The following is a 16530-nucleotide window of genomic DNA, read 5'->3' as shown; positions in this document are numbered from 1 at the left end:
CCTTTTGTTGATTATGTTCTTGGCGAACAATCAACAGGATACGCCACCTAATTTATTTTTCACATACACCAGATTCGAGCATAACTCAATATATAAACACATACGCCAAAGAGATGCTTAATTTGAAACAAAGCACTCCTTTGATTGATATATCAATTAGTTCACTTCTTGAGGAATTAGAGATTCCTTTATTTCCAAAAGAGAAAGATAAAATTACTAATCCTGGTTTTACCTTGACAAACAATTATTTTCAAAAATGGCAAAGATTTATTGCACAAATTGAAAATGAAAAATGCTTTCTATTAATTGGTCAAATAATCGCTACCAAGGAAGATTTTTTTCAGAACTTGAAAATTTTACAAGGACAAGCCACTTCAAATAACGATATTATTAATATAAATAGTATCATTGAAAATTTGCCAGAATTAGTTTACTGGAAAGATAAAAACCGCGTATATCAAGGATGTAATAAACAAGTTGCAGAGCTTTTAAATTTAGCCAGCCCAGCTGAAATTATTGGAAAAACTGATTCTGATTTTGGTTGGAGTGCCGAACGCATCAAAAGTATACAAATCGTTGACCATGCTATTCTTCAAGAAGGCATCAACAGTGTTGTGGAAGATGTTATCCCTGCAAAAGGTGTAAACAAATTTTTCATCACAAGTAAAACTCCTCTTCGTAATGATTATGGAGATATAGTAGGGATTTTGGGTATTTCAACAGATATCACTACCCAAAAAATAATGGAAAAAGAACTCCTCAAAACAAGGATAACAACCGAGGAATTAGAAAGACTAGATAACATCATTAAATATGCTCCTGATATAATTTATTGGAAAGATAAAAATTCAATCTATAGAGGGGGAAATAATCAACTTGCAATTATTGCGGGGTTTCAAAATCGAGAAGATATTATTGGCAAGTCGGATTACGATTTCCCTTGGTACGAACAAGCTAGAAAATATATTCTTGATGACCAAGAAGTCATCAAATCAGAAATGCCAAAGCTCAATATAGAGGACACAGTAGAGCTAAAAAACGGTAAGCAAGCTACTGTAATCTCAAACAAAGTGCCTCTACGTGATTCCAATAATAAGGTAGTAGGTGTGTTAGGTATAGCGACTGATATAACTGCTCGAAAGAAAATGGAGGAGGATCTTAAGCTAGCTAAAGAAGCGGCTGAAGCAGCTAGCCATGCAAAAAGCGAATTTATCGCTAATATGAGTCACGATATTCGTACCCCACTTACTGGTGTTATTGGGCTCTCGCAAATATTGGAAAACACTCTGGATAATCCAGTGCAAAAAGAAGAAGCCCATATGCTTTATGATAGCGGTGAAGAATTATTAAGCATGTTAAATGACATTTTAAACGATGTGAATACCGGTAAAATGGATGCAGATAGTATTAATCTTGACACATTTGACTTGTATCAGTGCATGGAGGATTTAGTAAAACTCGAACGCCCTACTACAACCTTAAAAAAGTTAGGTTTATATGTTGATATTGAGAAAGAGGTTCCTAGATATATCATCAGTGACCGCAAAAAAATTCATCGTATTATGCTGAATTTGCTAGGGAACGCTATTAAATTTACTTCAGCTGGGCATATAACTATTCAAATTTCTTGCCTACAAACTAATGGTAATGATATCCATCTGAAATTTAGTGTGACTGATACAGGAATTGGGATTTCTAAAGATATACAAGACAAAGTATTCGACCGTTTTTTCCGTGCTACTCCCTCTTACAAGGGACTTTATAAGGGCTATGGTCTCGGACTCCATATTGCTCGTTCCTATGTCAAATTACTGGGTGGGCAAATTGGACTCACTAGCGAAGAAGGGGTTGGGACAACATTTTATTTCGACCTGCCTTGTCGAAAAGGAATGGATGAAGAAGTAAAAGAAAAGCCGTTGGAAGTATTGAGTCCATCTGGTTCCCCTGCTTCATTCTCCCCTTCTAATTTTTCATCGGCACTACATGAAAACACAGCTCGTCTTTTATTAGTAGAAGATAACATGCTGGCCGCAAAAATTTTAGAAACAATGGTTTCTAAAAACGGATACCGCTTTAAATCCGCCTCTACAGGAGAGGAAGCGTTGGAATTGGCTAAAACAATTCATTTTGATCTTATAATCACCGATGTTGGTTTGCCGGGAATGTCAGGTAATGAACTTGTTGCCCAAATTCGCGAATGGGAGATAGCGCATGCTAAAAAACCAATACCTATTATCGGCTTGACAGGACATACTACTGGCGTTATGCAAGCTGAGTGTTTAAAAGCTGGTATAATGATGTTTTTACCAAACCGATTACGTTGCATATGATTCAGAATATTGTTAATAAGTATATTATTAAACATTCTGAGGAGACACAAAACACCAAGGCAATTTCTTCGCAAGGTTTGGGGGAAGAGTTACCTGGGACAGAAAGAGAGTTATTTGAGTTAGGAAGTCTGCCAATTTTTTGCGAAAAACAAGCCCTTAAACACTTTGATGGCAATCTCACGCTGCTCCAAGAACTTATAAGAGAATTTATCTCTGAAGGAAAACAAGGAGACATTTATCAGATAGAAAAAGCATACACCACTAAAAATTGGAGTGAAATTGAAAAGATTGCTCATAAATTAAAAGGTGGCGCAGTATATCTTGGAACATCTCGCTTGGAATTAGCTTGCCAGTATCTTGAACGCTATTACAAAGCAGGCCACCGGGCATTACTAGAAAAGCTTTATCATCAACTTTTAAAAGTCAACCAAGAAACAATCGATGCTCTTCGCCAATGGCTGCTAACACAAGGCAAACCATAATTGCATTTTAGAGATGCTTAAACAAAGCAAGCCATTATTAATAACTTGTATGCGATACTTATGTGGTTTTTATACAGCGCAATACATTTTCTTAAAAATTAAAAATAGCTTTTTTTGAACTTTTTAGTATAATAATGCCTCTGAGTGTATTAATAGTAGTCCTAATAAAAGGTTTTTCAATGCAACTTTTTCAAAATATCAAAAAATTTGTTGCCTGTGTGGTTCAGCCATTTAGTTCTCTGAGAAATTGGCTTTTTGGAAGTAATGAACCAATAGAAAATGAAGAAGAGGAAATAGAGGAACTAGAGGAACTAAGTGTTCTCGTCCCTCGGGTATCCCCTTCTCTTGCTGGACTATGTGCAATTAGCATAACGTCAAAAACTCAACTAGGGCTCCAGTCTACTTGCAGAATGCCGACTCTTCTTCCTAAAAAGGATGATGATGAGAATGGCCCTGCAGGTTCAAGTTTTACATGGGCAACTCCTGTCCGACAATCTCTAGATGACAATCTTTCTATTAATAGTGCTGCCTGCGCTGCCTAAGCAGACTTACTTATTCCATTTATTCAGTGGGTACCTGCTAATACGGTAGACTGCCCACTGTCTTTTCATGTAGAAATTAGTCCAATACCCCCCTTTCCATAAAATAAAATCAATGTCCAAATTTCGGCGGCGCGTTTTTTTAAATTCGCTACAATAAAATGGAAGTAAGGGTCATTAGAGGTTTCTATGTTAACGAAAGAGAAGAGAATGGAGTATTATCAAGCTTTATTAAATAAAAATACTGAATATGAAGGTGTTTTTTACGTTGCAGTTACCACAACCGGTGTTTTTTGTCGCCCAACTTGTCCTGCAAGAAAACCTAAGTTTGAGCATTGTGAATTTTATGAAACAGCTCAAGAAGCCCTTCTAGCTTCATTTAGGCCTTGCAAACGATGTCTCCCTCTTTCTCATCCCAATCAAGTCTCAACAATAGTACAAAAATTAGTAAATGCTATTGAAGAAAACCCTGAAAAACGATGGAAAAATGCAGATTTCCAAGCCCTGTCAATTGAGGCAGTGACCGCTCGCCGTCAATTTAAAAAAAGGTTTGGTATGACCTTTGTAGAATATGCGCGAGCTCGACGAATAGGCTTGGCAGTGAAACAAATCCGAAATGGCGAGTCAATTATCAGTACGCAAATTTCTGCAGGTTATGAATCTGGTAGTGGTTTTAGAGATGCGTTTGCACGAATTATGGGTACTGCTCCTGCCAAGCATGGGCATAAAAATATTTTAAAGGCAGCTTGGCTGGATACTAAGCTGGGGCCAATGCTCGCCATTGCGGATGAAATTACTCTTTACCTCTTGGAATTCATTGATCGTAAAGGGCTTGAGCGTGAGGTTGAACGTCTGCGAAAAAAAACACTGTCAGCAATTATTCCTGGCTCAACAGCCCCCCTTATTTCAATTCAAAAGGAGCTTGATGCTTATTTTAATGGCACTCAACAACTATTTGACACACCGTTAACCCTTCTTGGCTCACCTTTTCAAAAACAAGTTTGGGATGCTTTAGTCAAAATCCCCCCTGGCGAAACACGCTCCTACGCTGATATTGCAAAAATTGTTGATAGACCCTCTGCGTGGCGCGCTGTAGCAAGAGCCAATGGAGCAAATCAACTGGCAATCGTTATCCCTTGTCATCGAGTTATTAGTAGCAATGGCGAGCTCAGTGGTTATGGTGGAGGGGTCGCAAGAAAAAAATGGTTGATTGAGCATGAAAAGAAAATGCAAAAATGCGCTGCCTTAGTATGAACTTGGCAAGATCAGAAAATGCATTGGCTTCTATAATGGCCAGAAATTGCTGTTCCTCAATACAAGACCTATAGTAGCTGGAGCGGCAATATACATAGTCTGAATAAGGCGATTTCTAAAGCCGCTCATCTGTAATAACAAAAAATAAGGACATTAAATCCAAACAACACAAAAACCAATGGTCTGACAAAAGAATATATTGTGGGTATGAGGTGTCAATGTAACTATATAAACAAGACAGCCTACCCCAAGGTAAAAGAATAAGGTCTATCTGCTGGTAATTGTTGAAATAAAAGAATTTTTGAAACTGTTTTTGCTAGGTTTTTATTCACGTTGGAGTTTTAGTCGAATTAGTTAATGAGGGAAGACAATCTGGCTTTTAATACTTAGTCTTTTAGCTCAAAATGATTAGAGTTCGGTATTGGTCTGAGCTTTCCAAAAAACTATGTGCTCCGCTTTAATAAAGGTATTCAAATACTCTAAAGCAATCTTCACTTTTTCTTCACTATCAAAAAATTCTATAATAATCGGTAAGTCCCAGCGAACATCAAACACCGAACTGCTATGCTCTCCTGTTTCACCAAAGCCCTTCAACCCACGAAATAAGCTTATACCACGAATTTTTACCGTTTTTTCCAAATGGTCAAATATTTTTTTGATTAAATTCGATGACTCAAGAATATAGATTCGTACGATAATCACATCAACAGATTTAATCATTTTTTCCATATGAATCAATCTCGTCTTAGAGTTAACAATATAATTATAAGCCAGGGGGGCTATTTTTGCTTTGATTCCCGATTTTTTAGATTGGTTCCACATCATTTCAAACATATAAAAATAGTATAGTGCCTATTCCGGAGATCTCTCGCTCTATTCGAGAGGACATGGGAACAAATTTGATAATGTTACTGATTTTTGTAGATAATCTTCATGTATACTGTGTAGAGAGCTTAAGAGCCAGTAAAAACAATGCTCGATAAAGGGAGATTTTTATGAATGCAAAAATGGACTCGAAAACTACTGGTAATAATCCTTTGGCCAATCGTTTTAATCATTTACCCGCTAAACCTAAAGGGCGCTTTCCACGAGTCGCGTATGTATTACAAGGTGGTGGTTCCTTGGGTGCTTATCAATTTGGTGTGGTTAAAGGATTATTAGAAGCAGGTTATCAGCCTGATTGGATTGCAGCGACTTCAATTGGAGCCATCCAAGCGGCAATTATAGTTGGGAATCCACCCGAAAAACGCATTGAAAGGCTGGAGCAATTTTGGCAAAAAATTGCCCCTAATAATATAGTTGAATATTTAGGGGAGTTAGATTCAACTCTTGAGCTTTATAATAAAATCAGTGCCTCTTTTGCCTTGTTGTATGGTCAGCCCGGTTTTTTTTATCCTCGCTGGTGCACAGGCGCTTTTCCTATATGGGGAGATCCCACCACTCTTAGCTATTACGATACAACGCCACTTAGAGAAACACTCTTGGAATTGATAGATTTTGATCTTCTCAATTCCTGCCCCATCCGTCTAAGTCTTGGTGCAGTACAAATTTCCAATGGCCATCTGATTTATTTCAATAATATCAATTACCGAATTGAAGTTGAGCATGTTATGGCGAGTGCTGCCCTGCCCCCCGGGTTTCCTGCAATTAATATAAATGGTGAATTTTACTGGGATGGTGGTGTACACTCAAATATGCCCCTGGAAGTTATCTTAGAGGCCATTCCTCCAGATAATACATTGTGCTTTCTTATTGATTGCTTTGGAGGGCCATCATTCATGCCAGAAACCATGAACGAGATAGAGGAACGAATGAAAGATATTTCCTATAGTACACACGCGCAACGTTCTATTTATAACTATCTGCAACGCCAAAGAATGCGCAATTCGATGTTAGAAATAAGCCGTATTTTGACTGCCGAGCAAAGGAAAAAATACGCACATGTACTCGATATTGGCACTCCACATCATTGTACTCTCGTCCACTTAATTTATAGCGCTAGAATTGTTAAAGCAGCCTCTAAGGATTATAACTTTGGACAGTCTATTATTAAAAAAAGAATAGATGCTGGTTATTTTGATGCCCAAACCATACTTGCTGAGGAATCTCAATGGGGGTATTTACCAGAAAACGGACAAAGTCGTTTGTATGAATCACCCAATAATCATTCTCGTTTAATTCGAAAATGGAAAAAAGGGGCGATTTAACATCAGTTAAGTTAAGGTACTCGTTGTTTTATAAAGAGGCGCGTTATTGTGAACGATAATTCCACGGTATGGTATGAAATATTGGGCAAATGGGTACATCATTTCTTTACGCATACAATGCCTCTTTTTTTTAAACGATGCAAAAGTCATCTTAATTTGCCAATTATTGTTGTCGGCTTGGCACTTCTTATTGGTATTTTCCATCTCTTTTCTTATTTAATTCCCTTTACTGATAATGCTTTTGTCGTGACCAATGTCACACCCGTAGCAGCTGATGTCTCGGGTTTTATTACCGACATTTATGTAAAAAACGGTCAGCACGTCAAAAAAAATGACCGTATATTTACAGTGTATAGAGTCCCTTATCAATTAGCCTATCAACAAGCTAGTGCGGATTACCAGGAGGGGTTAAAGAAAATCACGGTATTTCAAAAGGAAATTGATAAAACGATGGCTCTCATTAGGGCAACTGATGCTGAATTAGATAAGGCTAAATATGCCCTCGGCTTAAAGAAAGATAAAAATGTGGCTGAAGCAGTTTCTATTCTGGAAATTAAAAACCTTTCTTATGATGTAACTACGTTAAGTAATAAGCGTGCTTCCTTATTACAAGAGGTAGAAATATTGCAGGCTAAAATTGAGCAACAAAAACATACAGTTGCCAGTCTTAAAGCTAAAAAAAATCAAGCCAAGATTAATCTTGACTTGACCGTGGTAAGAGCTCCGGGGGATGGTGTAATAGATAATATGTATGTCTCACCTAATACACCGATTGAAATTCATAAACCTGTTTTTTCGTTTATAGACACGTCAAATTATTACATTCAGGCTAATTTTAATGAAACTGATTTGCGTAATGTACGACCGGGTGACAAGGCTTATATTATTTTACGTATGTATTATTTTGACAAACTATTTCATGGTGAGGTAGTTAACTCCCTATGGCCAGCAGAAAGGCAGGTGACGGCTCAAAAAAGCCAGCTTCAGGTTGTTTCAAATCAGAATGAATGGTTATTACTGCCACAACGATTCCCTTTGCAAATCAAAATATTAGATCCTGATCCAAACTACCCTCTAAACCCTGGCGCAAGTGCTTATGTTTATATCTCGACTAAAAGATAAGATTGCTGCCTACGATAAATATAAAGAACATCGTACTAATGGGTTAAAGGCCTTATTTGTTTTGGAGCTCATGATTCTGTTTAACCTTTTTTCTTCTATGCACAATCCTTATTTTTATTTTTTTTATGTTCCCATCACTTGCCTTACAGCTGAAACTGCGGGCACTACACTAAAAGAAAAATATGTGTTTTTATTATGGACTCTTCTTGGGAGTGCGCTGTCGGTATTTCTCTTTGGCGTCTTTTCTGTTTATAACGTTTTTTTTATCTTTTTTGTTTTTTTCTACACCTTAGTACTTTATTTTATTGTGCTGCATACCCTGAAAAGAATGCTCGTTATTGTTCCTTTAATGTTAAGCCTGGCATCTTATTCCCTCATTTATGGGCTTGATGCAGATAGTAATTTTTATATTGCTGTCAATAATGCCTTACAAACTATTGCTGCTACTGTAGTTATTTTTGCTGGCTTGTCTATTTTTCCCAAAAGTTACTATTTTGAAATTTGGTTCAGTGCATTTCGTGAGGTCATTACTAATCTAGAAACACTCTCTGGCAAACTTTGTAAAGGAGAAGTTGATACTATCGCTATTTTTCCAGGCATTATTACCATGGAGCGTTATGCCAAAATGCTGCCTAAAAAAATTAAATGTTTCAGTGTATTAAAAATAACTCTCCTGGCTTTTGAGTTGATCTTGACGATGTCTTATTTATTATCTTTTCAAAAGCAACTGCGCCTAGAATACGTCGCTGTTTTACATACCTATATTGCACGTCTCGCCGAGGCTTCTAAAAACAGGAAGCCTGTTATTTTAACCCAACAAGAGTTACCTGCGTTTGACGAAACGCATGAATTACGACTTTTATATCAATTAATTTTAAGCTGGAATTATTTATGCGCGGATGGCTAGGAAACCAGACATTTACTTACCTTGAATTGCGTTGCATACAAATTAGTACAGTGTTTTTCTTTACTTTTTTTGTGCAGGAATGGCTGCGTTATCCGCGCGCTGGCTGGACTGGCTTTGCAGTAATGATGATTTATGCCGGTTTTGACAATGGAACAACTATATTTCGTGCCTATCAGCGCTTCTTGGGAGTGCTTTTAGGCCTATTTAGCGGCTACATACTATGGTTTATAGGCCATGTTGACTATCGAACCCTAATTATTATTCTCCCTATGACTGTGTTTTTTGCTTTTTTTCTGGTGGGGCGTGAATATAGTGTTCCCACGGTCTTCACTGTGAATGCGTCGGTTATTGGCTCCGGCTATTTTAGTGCAGAGAACTCGCTGACAGTAACGTACTACATCATTGATTATACGCTTTGTACCGTGATTGCTTTTGGCATTATTTTAATTTTTGAATATTTTTGGTTTCGTCGCTATAAATTGATGGAACGCTTTATTAGCCAGACACAATCAGAGGTTATAAACGATCTTTATACGTTAGTTAAATTATTAAATCAGGGAAAAATTCAACGAACAGAATGGTTTAGAGCGTGTATTAAATTGACGGAAAGCCTCTTTGCGGTGAATATGTTAATAAGGAATGCCCAATTTATAATTAAGTCGGAAGGTGCCGTGGGAGATACGTTTAAGCAGTTTGTTGAATTAACTAATCGTATTTTTATTGGCCTTAAAGCTCTATATATGGCCTATTATACCAAACGTTATCATAAATTTGATTATTTTCAATTGTTCCAACAGGTACAGGCTGATTTAGTGCGTTTAAAAGCTTTTGTTATTGGTGTAGAGAAGATGGATTTAAGCGACGGAGTAATGCATGCAACACCTGGTTAAAGCTTTTTTATTAACATTTATTTTAGCTGGATGTGCTTATCATAATCCCTACCCTAAACCTAATGTTGAAGTTACTAATCAATGGTCTGTAACTGATAGAAATATTATCTCTACAGACGAAAAAAATATGCCTTATATTGCCTGGTGGCGTGGTTTTAAAGATCCGACACTGAATCAGTTTATTGCCAGAGGTTTGCAGTGTAATACCAGCCTTAATATGTCACGAGGTCATATAGAGGCAGCACAAGGAGAACTTAAAAAGGTTCGTTATCAATGGATCCCAACTCTAGACATGATGCTAGGTTATTCCAGAAATCCAGCAACCGGATTTCCTGGTATTCTGGCTGTCCTCATTCCCAATTATACGATGAATATCTTTCATCAAATTAAGGAACAAAAAATAGCAAAATATAAATTGGCGCAAATCAAAGCCGAAGATGATGCTCTTAAATTAGTCATTATCTCCCAAATTACGGCAAGCTATTTTACCTATCTAGCTGAAAAGGAACGTAAACAACTTTTGCAGGTTTTGGCTGGCGATCTTACTCATCTTGCACAGGTTGCTAACAAGGTCTATAAGGGTGGTTTGAGTTCGGAAATTGAACAGGAAGAATTGTATAGCGAAGCGGAGATAATCAGGGGGGAAGTAGAGGTTGCCGAGCGTAATATCGTTATTAGTCGTAATGCCTTGCGCTATCTAATTAATCAAAATCCAGGTGAAATAAAAACTTCAGCAAAATTTTTACAATTCAATAACCGCCATTTAATACCTGGTTCCTTACCGTTAACAGTTCTTGAAAATAGGCCTGACATGCAAATGGCTACAAATCGCTTGCGTGCTTCTAACGAAGGCATAGGATTGGCAGCCTCTAATCTTTTACCCACTATCCAATTAGATTTGATTGATGGCCTGGTTGCTGGTGATAGCCGTTATGACGTACCAAGAGAGCATGTTTATTTTAATGATCAATTATTAAAAATTCCTTTGATCCGCATGTCGGTTCTTGGGGAAATTTCCAGGGCACGTGGCTTAAATAAGGTTTCTTATTTCAACTATATTGATACCCTGCAAAAGGCTTTGAGAGATACTACGAATGCTCTAGCCGAAAATGAGCGTTTAACTAACAAATTTCGGCAGACAGTTTTGGCACAAAAACGTGTGTCAAAGGCATACGATTTAAATAATCGTTTATACCAGCGTGGCATCCAGAATTATGTAGAAACCCTAAAGAGTAAAGTTCTCCTGGATAAGATAAATATCAATTTAAACCAAGATAAATTGCAGCAACTGATAACGGTAGTTAAACTGTATCAAGAATTAGCAGGTGGATATCGTGCAGATGAGCCAATACCAAAGCTTAATCATTTACGGCAAACAGCTTAATAAACAATCTGGATAAAGTTTGAGAGCTAAATCCGCGCATAACAGCGCGGAAAATAGACCTTATTTATACTTCATTCTGAGGGTTGTTGAATACTCTTAAGCCCGCGAACAGGTATATCGATATGATAAATATAGTGTTGAATGATCTGTTTGGCTTGTTCACTGGTTAGTGGTTTGGTCAGCGCCCCTTCCATAAAATAATCAACACAGTCATATTTAACAACATCAGCTTCATAACCTGTCAATGCGATGATAGGAACGCGTTGTCCAGTATCTTTCTCTATTTGTCTGATTTTTTTTGCGACAACATAACCCGAAGTATCTTCTAACCCGATATCCATAAACACCAAATCATATTTACCGGGCTTAAATAACTCGACTGCTTTATCGCCAGACTCGGCTACGTCTACTTGGCAATCTAACTGCATTAGCAAAGATTGAGCAGCTTTTTGTGCAATAGTATTGTCCTCAATCATTAATACCTTAGGGATCTTTTTATCATCCATATTGACTAAGGCCTCTTGTGGTTTGGCATTATTCTTTTGTAATTGTTCTTTTATTTTACTTAATTGCTCTTCCATTTTCTTACGTTCGCTAATATCGACTAAAATGCCAACCAAACCAATTACATTTTTATCTTTATCAAACAAAGGGATCCGGGTAGAAAGATAATAAATAATACCTCGTTGCTGATCAAAAACGGGCGCTTCTTCTTCGTTATAAACTGCCTCACCAGAAAGTAAAACATTAATATCATCACGCTTGAATAATTGCATTCGTTCTTCTGACCAAGGAACAAGTTTTATTATTTGTTTGTAGGTGTTACCAACCAATTCTTCTGTACGTTTAAGACCCAGTAACTTAAGAAAATTACTATTTCCACCTGTAAAGACACAGTTGTTATCTAAAATATATACGATATTGGGCATGCACGCGATGATGTCCATGTAATATTGCTGCAAATTGCTATGTTCTTCGGCAATATCTTTTCTTTTGGTCGGGGACATACTAGCTCTCCATAATTTCATCTAATCGCAAGTGAAGTATAGTACATCTAGACTAATGATGTAGGTTCCCTCATCATATTTCAAGCATAGACGATGCCATGTGTAATTTGCATCACTGTAACTGGCAGCAATTGAAATTATGATTTATAAATAGTCTAACTACCCTGAATACGGAATTGTGTTAAACATGAATAATAAACTTGTGAAAGCACTTTTTTATGTTTATGGTTTGGCCTGGCTAGTGGGTGGATTACTTTATACTAGTGCACACATGATGTCGCCAATTAGTTTTTCCCACTCCGTCATATATACCCCCGAAATAGCCTCTCATTTTATGCAAAAACTACAGCCTTACTGGGGATATTACGCTGGGTCCTTTATAATTTTTACTATTGCTGATATGGCCGTCATGTTATTGGGTTTGGCTTTTCGCTACATTTTTGGTACCAATTTGTACACCAATGTTGCTGTTTTTTGCTTTTTTGCCGCTGGTTTTACAGGCGTCATGGTTGATCTGAACTTACTGGCTTGTTGGTTTTTAATGGGTACATTTAAGCTTCCTCCAGAAATTCTCCAGAACTTCTGGAGTACCTTTCTGGTCATACAATCCCATTCGGCAATTTTAATCGCCTGGGGGTTTTTAATAGGAAGCTTGGGTGTTTATTTAGTGTATAAAGCAAGCGGACAATCAAAAATCATTGTTAACAGTCACTGGACAAAGTGGACCCTAGTTATTTTTTGGCTAAACATACTAGCTGTAATTGCACTGATTTATGGTTTGATAACGACAGATAGTATTCCTATTGCAGTAATTTTAATGATTTTCATGATTTTTGCTGCACCAATTTGGTCTTTCCTAATGATAAGAACGTTAAAGAATTAGTGCTTATTAGTAAACCAATACTCTGCCAAAGGTGTATTTTTGTAGTGAGATAGATACTTGGCAAAAAACTGCTCCGCTTCCGCATGCCTTTTAGAACCCAAGAGGCTGAGTAAATAAGTTTGCAGGAACAGCTCATCCTGAGCATCACTTCCCCCCACTTGGAAGCAATCAGCAATAATAGGAGCCAACATATCACAGGCAGTACGATAATCTTTTCGCACGAAGGCCAAGATAGCTTTGCAAAAAGGCAGAGTAACATTGTGCCACAAATTCTGTGTATAACCAGGTTGGAGGGCTTTTGCATAGGTTGTCATTGTTTCCAAGGCCCGAGTAGTAGCTTTTTCATCGTCAATTCTTGCAAGACAATAAATAAAGTGAATGTTATTAAAACCTGTATATTGTTCATAAGGATGTTGATTTAGGTGGCTAGCAATATCCTTAAATAAATCATCCTGTGGAAACCCTGCCATATCCAGGCGCCAGAGCAAGGAAATGGCATCAAGCTGCTCCAATACTGTATCAGGCCAGATACCAAAAACACTTGAATTAAAAAGATCAATTGTTTCAGTTTTTTTACGATTCGCCAAATAAAATAAGGCAAGATGCCAACTATTATGTCCTTTAAGTAAAGGCAAAATCTTATCCCAGCTGGGCTGTAATTTTCGTAAACAGCTAATGCCGTGGTTAATGTCATTCTGCAAGAGATAAATATGTGCCAAAGTATGATGCGCCCACGGAGTAAGTAAATCCATATCAATCGCTTGCTCTGCCATCATTTTTGCCTGGCTAAACTGGCCGCATAATTCAAGGGCAAATGAATGGATAGCTAAAAAATGAGATTCATCTTGATTTTCTGGGGCACTTTTTTCGCAAAGTGCTAAGAAACGCTTTGCTTGAAAAGCTTGACCACTGCAATAAAAAAGCCATTCAGCAAATTTTATTGCCAGGGTATCGCGTGGGAAAAGTGCGGCAATACTGGTAAACAGGCTGATAGCACATTCATAATCCAATCGCTGCCAGGCACGTACCGCTTGATAAGTCAGTTTTTCACGTAAATCGGCAGTTCGAAGGCATTTTTCAGCTTGTAGCAAATAAGCTGTCGCATTATTGGTTGCGGTATGCTCTTGCCCATATAAATAAAAAGCAGCTGCATAAGTTTGAATCAGTAAATTATCAACATGGTTTTTGGCTGCTTCCAATACGGCATCGCCAGATTTCCCGGAGCTTACTATTTGGTGGTGAAAATAATCAATATTTTCAATGGCTTGCGTGGAATCAGTTGTAACGGCTAACCCTCTTGCTGTTTTCATAATAAGCCATGATTGCTAGGAGTATAAAAAAAAGCATAGCATAATTTTTCATTCAAATTGAAAGAATTGGCCTTATGAGACAGCCAGGAAAATTGAAAATTCGCTGCTCAAGCTCTTTTTTTCGCTTCTCTTTTTTGCTGGAGTTTGACAAGAGATACTATTTGAGTGAGTTTTTCACTCAGAATATGGATCATGTCATCAATAGTTATGATTCCTATAGCTTTGCTTATGCCAGAGTACGCTACTCTATTTTACAAAGATAGATAGTTTAATGAATCAGTATCAAATCAGATCTAGCCTAAATTTAAAGATAGTTTTCCTTCATACCCAGTATTTGTTGAAGCGCTTTTTTACTTATTTTAATCTTATATTTCCTATGTAAGTGCTCCCGAGCAAGCGCCTCATCTTCCCCCAGCATGTTATCTTTTTTAAGAAAGGATAAAATATCTTCTGTTACAGCGGATTGATACGTCAGCCATTTCCATTTTTTCTGGTGAGAAGCTACAAAATCTGCTTTGAATAGAGTCGTTGACTTTTCATGAAGAACAGCGATTTTAAATAAGGCAGGATCTAACGATTGAATATAGTCATTAGCAGCCTTAAGTGTTTCACCCGTATCATTCACATCATCAACGATTAATATATTCTTTTCTTTAACGCTGATATTGATGGGAGCGATGATTTCCGTTTTTTCTTTTTTAACCGCACCACCACGATAATGAACTATTTGCATCGAGCATAATTGACGAATATTTAAGAAATCACAAATAAATCGTGCTGCAGGAAATCCACCTCTGGCTATTGCGACTACAACATCAAATTTGTAGGGAGATTGCATAATAATCTTGGCCAGTTCGCAACTGTTTTCGTATATTTCATGAAGCGTCACTACTTTTGCCGAAAAATCATCTTTCATGAATGAGATCTACCAGGGTGCGATTCTTTTAATATAAAGATCGCTATTATTAAACTGGCAAGAAAACAGCAAGGCATAACCAACAATGCTCGATTATAACTTTCAACACTGTAAACAGGTACGTCATTCACTAACCAACTATCGCTATGATGCAGGATCACTCCTACGAGGGGTTGGAAAATTGCACCACCTAAAAGAACTGAAAGATTATTAAAGCCAGAGGCGGTTCCGACAAGCTCCGGAGGATTATTATCCTTCACAACAGCAAAACTGACAGTCTGTCCGCCTGCGCCGAATCCTAAAAAGAATAGTACTACGTACATCCAACTGAGAGGTACATTAGGGAAATACAACAAAACTAAAGTAGAAATAAGACCAAAAATGGAACTAATAGCCAGCGCCAGGCGCCGACTATAGCAACGATCACTAACCCATCCTAAAAAAGGACTGCCTATGCCTATCCCCAGCCAAATCATGCTACATAAGCCTGATGCCACCATTACTGAAATTTGAAATTTTTGTTGTAAATAAGGAACTCCCCATAAAGCTGCGAAAACTGCGATAGGAGTCCATATAGCGAAGGAGTACGCACCAATTATCCAAGTATAAGAGCGGCTGCAAACATCTAGTAAACGGCGCCACTCATCTCGAAATTGTCGTTTTGGCGCAGGCTGAGTGGGCTGGTGAGGATAATCTCTTATAACAAACCAAATAAGAGCTGCTAAACATAACCCAATGAAAGCCAGAATAAAACTGGCATTGCGCCAACCTACTTGTTCAATTAAAGCAGCTAAAGGCATTTCTCCAAACATAGCCCCGATTGAGCTCATTGATTGAGCGATACCAGCCAACAGAGCAAATTGTTGTGGTGGGAACCAACGTGAAACCAAAACCAGGACACCAATAAACGAAAACGCAGAGGCAATACCAATAAGAAAACGCCCTAAAGCAGCTGTAAACAAACTATCGGTTGAAGCAAAAAAGAAAGAGCCAATCGCGCATAAAGTTAAGGCGGACGTCATTAGCTTTCGTGGCCCATAACGGTCAAAGAGTAAACCTGCAGGTAATTGCATAGGTGCATAGGCATAAAAATAAAATGCAGAAATAATACCAAAACCCGCTGCACTGACCTGAAAGGTTTTCATCATTGACTCAGCCATAACGCTGGGGGCAACTTGCAGCACAAACTCATACAAGTAAAAAGTGGCAGACAGTAAAAAAACGAGGTAAGCACTTAATTTATTAGGTTGTGCATGGTGTAATTGATGTGTGTCCAAGATAATGTCTTATCTGATTAAA

15 protein-coding genes are annotated in these 16530 nt (G+C 37.7%); 10 read left to right on the top strand and 5 right to left on the bottom strand.

Going from position 1 to position 16530, the window contains the following annotated elements:
- Positions 1-122 precede the first annotated feature (122 nt).
- From Lfee_RS03730 to Lfee_RS03715, 4 genes are all read left to right on the top strand, one after another.
- Entirely contained in the window at positions 123-2330 is a 2208-nt protein-coding gene (locus Lfee_RS03730) for a PAS domain-containing hybrid sensor histidine kinase/response regulator (protein ID WP_162262661.1), read from the top strand.
- The gene (locus Lfee_RS03725; RefSeq protein WP_058444006.1) at positions 2327-2812 is read left to right on the top strand and encodes an Hpt domain-containing protein; all 486 of its coding nucleotides are present in this window, start codon (positions 2327-2329) and stop codon (positions 2810-2812) included. Before Lfee_RS03730 ends, Lfee_RS03725 begins: the two co-directional genes overlap by 4 nt.
- A 179-nt stretch (positions 2813-2991) precedes the next feature.
- On the top strand, positions 2992-3354 hold the full coding sequence (locus tag Lfee_RS03720; RefSeq protein WP_058444004.1) for a hypothetical protein: 363 nt from the start codon (positions 2992-2994) through the stop codon (positions 3352-3354).
- 186 nt (positions 3355-3540) lie between these two features.
- Positions 3541-4605 (top strand): bifunctional transcriptional activator/DNA repair enzyme AdaA, encoded by a 1065-nt coding sequence (locus tag Lfee_RS03715; RefSeq protein WP_058444002.1) that lies wholly within the window; start codon positions 3541-3543, stop codon positions 4603-4605.
- A 408-nt stretch (positions 4606-5013) separates the two neighbouring features.
- Here Lfee_RS03715 and Lfee_RS03710 read toward each other — a convergent pair whose 3' ends face one another.
- The gene (locus Lfee_RS03710; protein WP_058444000.1) at positions 5014-5439 is read right to left on the bottom strand and encodes a DUF190 domain-containing protein; all 426 of its coding nucleotides are present in this window, start codon (positions 5437-5439) and stop codon (positions 5014-5016) included.
- 161 nt (positions 5440-5600) lie between these two features.
- Between Lfee_RS03710 and Lfee_RS03705 the strand changes: the two genes are divergently transcribed.
- The 5 genes from Lfee_RS03705 (at position 5601) to Lfee_RS03685 (ending at position 11115) form a co-directional block, all read left to right on the top strand.
- Positions 5601-6812, top strand: coding sequence for a patatin-like phospholipase family protein (locus Lfee_RS03705; protein WP_058443998.1), 1212 nt, complete (start codon positions 5601-5603; stop codon positions 6810-6812).
- A gap of 117 nt (positions 6813-6929) precedes the next feature.
- Positions 6930-7934 (top strand): HlyD family secretion protein, encoded by a 1005-nt coding sequence (locus tag Lfee_RS03700; protein ID WP_058444012.1) that lies wholly within the window; start codon positions 6930-6932, stop codon positions 7932-7934.
- Positions 7909-8841: a hypothetical protein gene (locus tag Lfee_RS03695; RefSeq protein WP_058443997.1), complete on the top strand. Its 933-nt coding sequence runs from the start codon at positions 7909-7911 to the stop codon at positions 8839-8841. The genes Lfee_RS03700 and Lfee_RS03695 overlap by 26 nt, the downstream gene beginning before the upstream one ends.
- Entirely contained in the window at positions 8826-9731 is a 906-nt protein-coding gene (locus Lfee_RS03690; protein WP_058443995.1) for an FUSC family protein, read from the top strand. Before Lfee_RS03695 ends, Lfee_RS03690 begins: the two co-directional genes overlap by 16 nt.
- A complete protein-coding gene (locus tag Lfee_RS03685; protein ID WP_058443994.1) occupies positions 9715-11115 on the top strand; it encodes a TolC family protein in 1401 nt (466 codons plus the stop codon). The genes Lfee_RS03690 and Lfee_RS03685 overlap by 17 nt, the downstream gene beginning before the upstream one ends.
- A gap of 71 nt (positions 11116-11186) precedes the next feature.
- Here Lfee_RS03685 and Lfee_RS03680 read toward each other — a convergent pair whose 3' ends face one another.
- Positions 11187-12122, bottom strand: coding sequence for a response regulator (locus tag Lfee_RS03680; protein ID WP_058443992.1), 936 nt, complete (start codon positions 12120-12122; stop codon positions 11187-11189).
- A 187-nt stretch (positions 12123-12309) separates the two neighbouring features.
- Between Lfee_RS03680 and Lfee_RS03675 the strand changes: the two genes are divergently transcribed.
- Positions 12310-13005, top strand: a complete 696-nt coding sequence (locus Lfee_RS03675; protein ID WP_058443989.1) for a hypothetical protein — start codon at positions 12310-12312, stop codon at positions 13003-13005.
- On the opposite strand, the gene Lfee_RS03670 is transcribed toward Lfee_RS03675, so the two are convergent.
- The 3 genes from Lfee_RS03670 to Lfee_RS03660 form a co-directional block, all read right to left on the bottom strand.
- Entirely contained in the window at positions 13002-14315 is a 1314-nt protein-coding gene (locus tag Lfee_RS03670; protein WP_058443987.1) for a tetratricopeptide repeat protein, read from the bottom strand. The genes Lfee_RS03675 and Lfee_RS03670 overlap by 4 nt on opposite strands.
- 304 nt (positions 14316-14619) lie before the next feature.
- On the bottom strand, positions 14620-15231 hold the full coding sequence (locus Lfee_RS03665; RefSeq protein ID WP_058443985.1) for a phosphoribosyltransferase: 612 nt from the start codon (positions 15229-15231) through the stop codon (positions 14620-14622).
- Positions 15228-16508, bottom strand: a complete 1281-nt coding sequence (locus Lfee_RS03660; RefSeq protein WP_370446970.1) for an MFS transporter — start codon at positions 16506-16508, stop codon at positions 15228-15230. The genes Lfee_RS03665 and Lfee_RS03660 overlap by 4 nt, the downstream gene beginning before the upstream one ends.
- Between the last annotated feature and the right edge of the window lie 22 nt (positions 16509-16530).

Source organism: Legionella feeleii (assembly GCF_001467625.1).
Lineage (GTDB): Bacteria > Pseudomonadota > Gammaproteobacteria > Legionellales > Legionellaceae > Tatlockia > Tatlockia feeleii.
Note: the sequence above shows the minus strand (reverse complement) of the source record. Positions and strands in the feature narration are given on the sequence as shown.

Excerpts from the sequence above, each read along its gene's own strand:
- Lfee_RS03725 (WP_058444006.1), top strand. The coding sequence starts at position 2,327 with ATGATTCAGAATATTGTTAATAAGTATATTATTAAACATTCTGAGGAG.
- Lfee_RS03720 (WP_058444004.1), top strand. The coding sequence starts at position 2,992 with ATGCAACTTTTTCAAAATATCAAAAAATTTGTTGCCTGTGTGGTTCAG.
- Lfee_RS03715 (WP_058444002.1), top strand. The coding sequence starts at position 3,541 with ATGTTAACGAAAGAGAAGAGAATGGAGTATTATCAAGCTTTATTAAAT.
- Lfee_RS03710 (WP_058444000.1), bottom strand. The coding sequence starts at position 5,439 with ATGTTTGAAATGATGTGGAACCAATCTAAAAAATCGGGAATCAAAGCA.
- Lfee_RS03705 (WP_058443998.1), top strand. The coding sequence starts at position 5,601 with ATGAATGCAAAAATGGACTCGAAAACTACTGGTAATAATCCTTTGGCC.
- Lfee_RS03700 (WP_058444012.1), top strand. The coding sequence starts at position 6,930 with ATGCCTCTTTTTTTTAAACGATGCAAAAGTCATCTTAATTTGCCAATT.
- Lfee_RS03695 (WP_058443997.1), top strand. The coding sequence starts at position 7,909 with ATGTTTATATCTCGACTAAAAGATAAGATTGCTGCCTACGATAAATAT.
- Lfee_RS03690 (WP_058443995.1), top strand. The coding sequence starts at position 8,826 with ATGCGCGGATGGCTAGGAAACCAGACATTTACTTACCTTGAATTGCGT.
- Lfee_RS03685 (WP_058443994.1), top strand. The coding sequence starts at position 9,715 with ATGCAACACCTGGTTAAAGCTTTTTTATTAACATTTATTTTAGCTGGA.
- Lfee_RS03680 (WP_058443992.1), bottom strand. The coding sequence starts at position 12,122 with ATGTCCCCGACCAAAAGAAAAGATATTGCCGAAGAACATAGCAATTTG.
- Lfee_RS03675 (WP_058443989.1), top strand. The coding sequence starts at position 12,310 with ATGAATAATAAACTTGTGAAAGCACTTTTTTATGTTTATGGTTTGGCC.
- Lfee_RS03670 (WP_058443987.1), bottom strand. The coding sequence starts at position 14,315 with ATGAAAACAGCAAGAGGGTTAGCCGTTACAACTGATTCCACGCAAGCC.
- Lfee_RS03665 (WP_058443985.1), bottom strand. The coding sequence starts at position 15,231 with ATGAAAGATGATTTTTCGGCAAAAGTAGTGACGCTTCATGAAATATAC.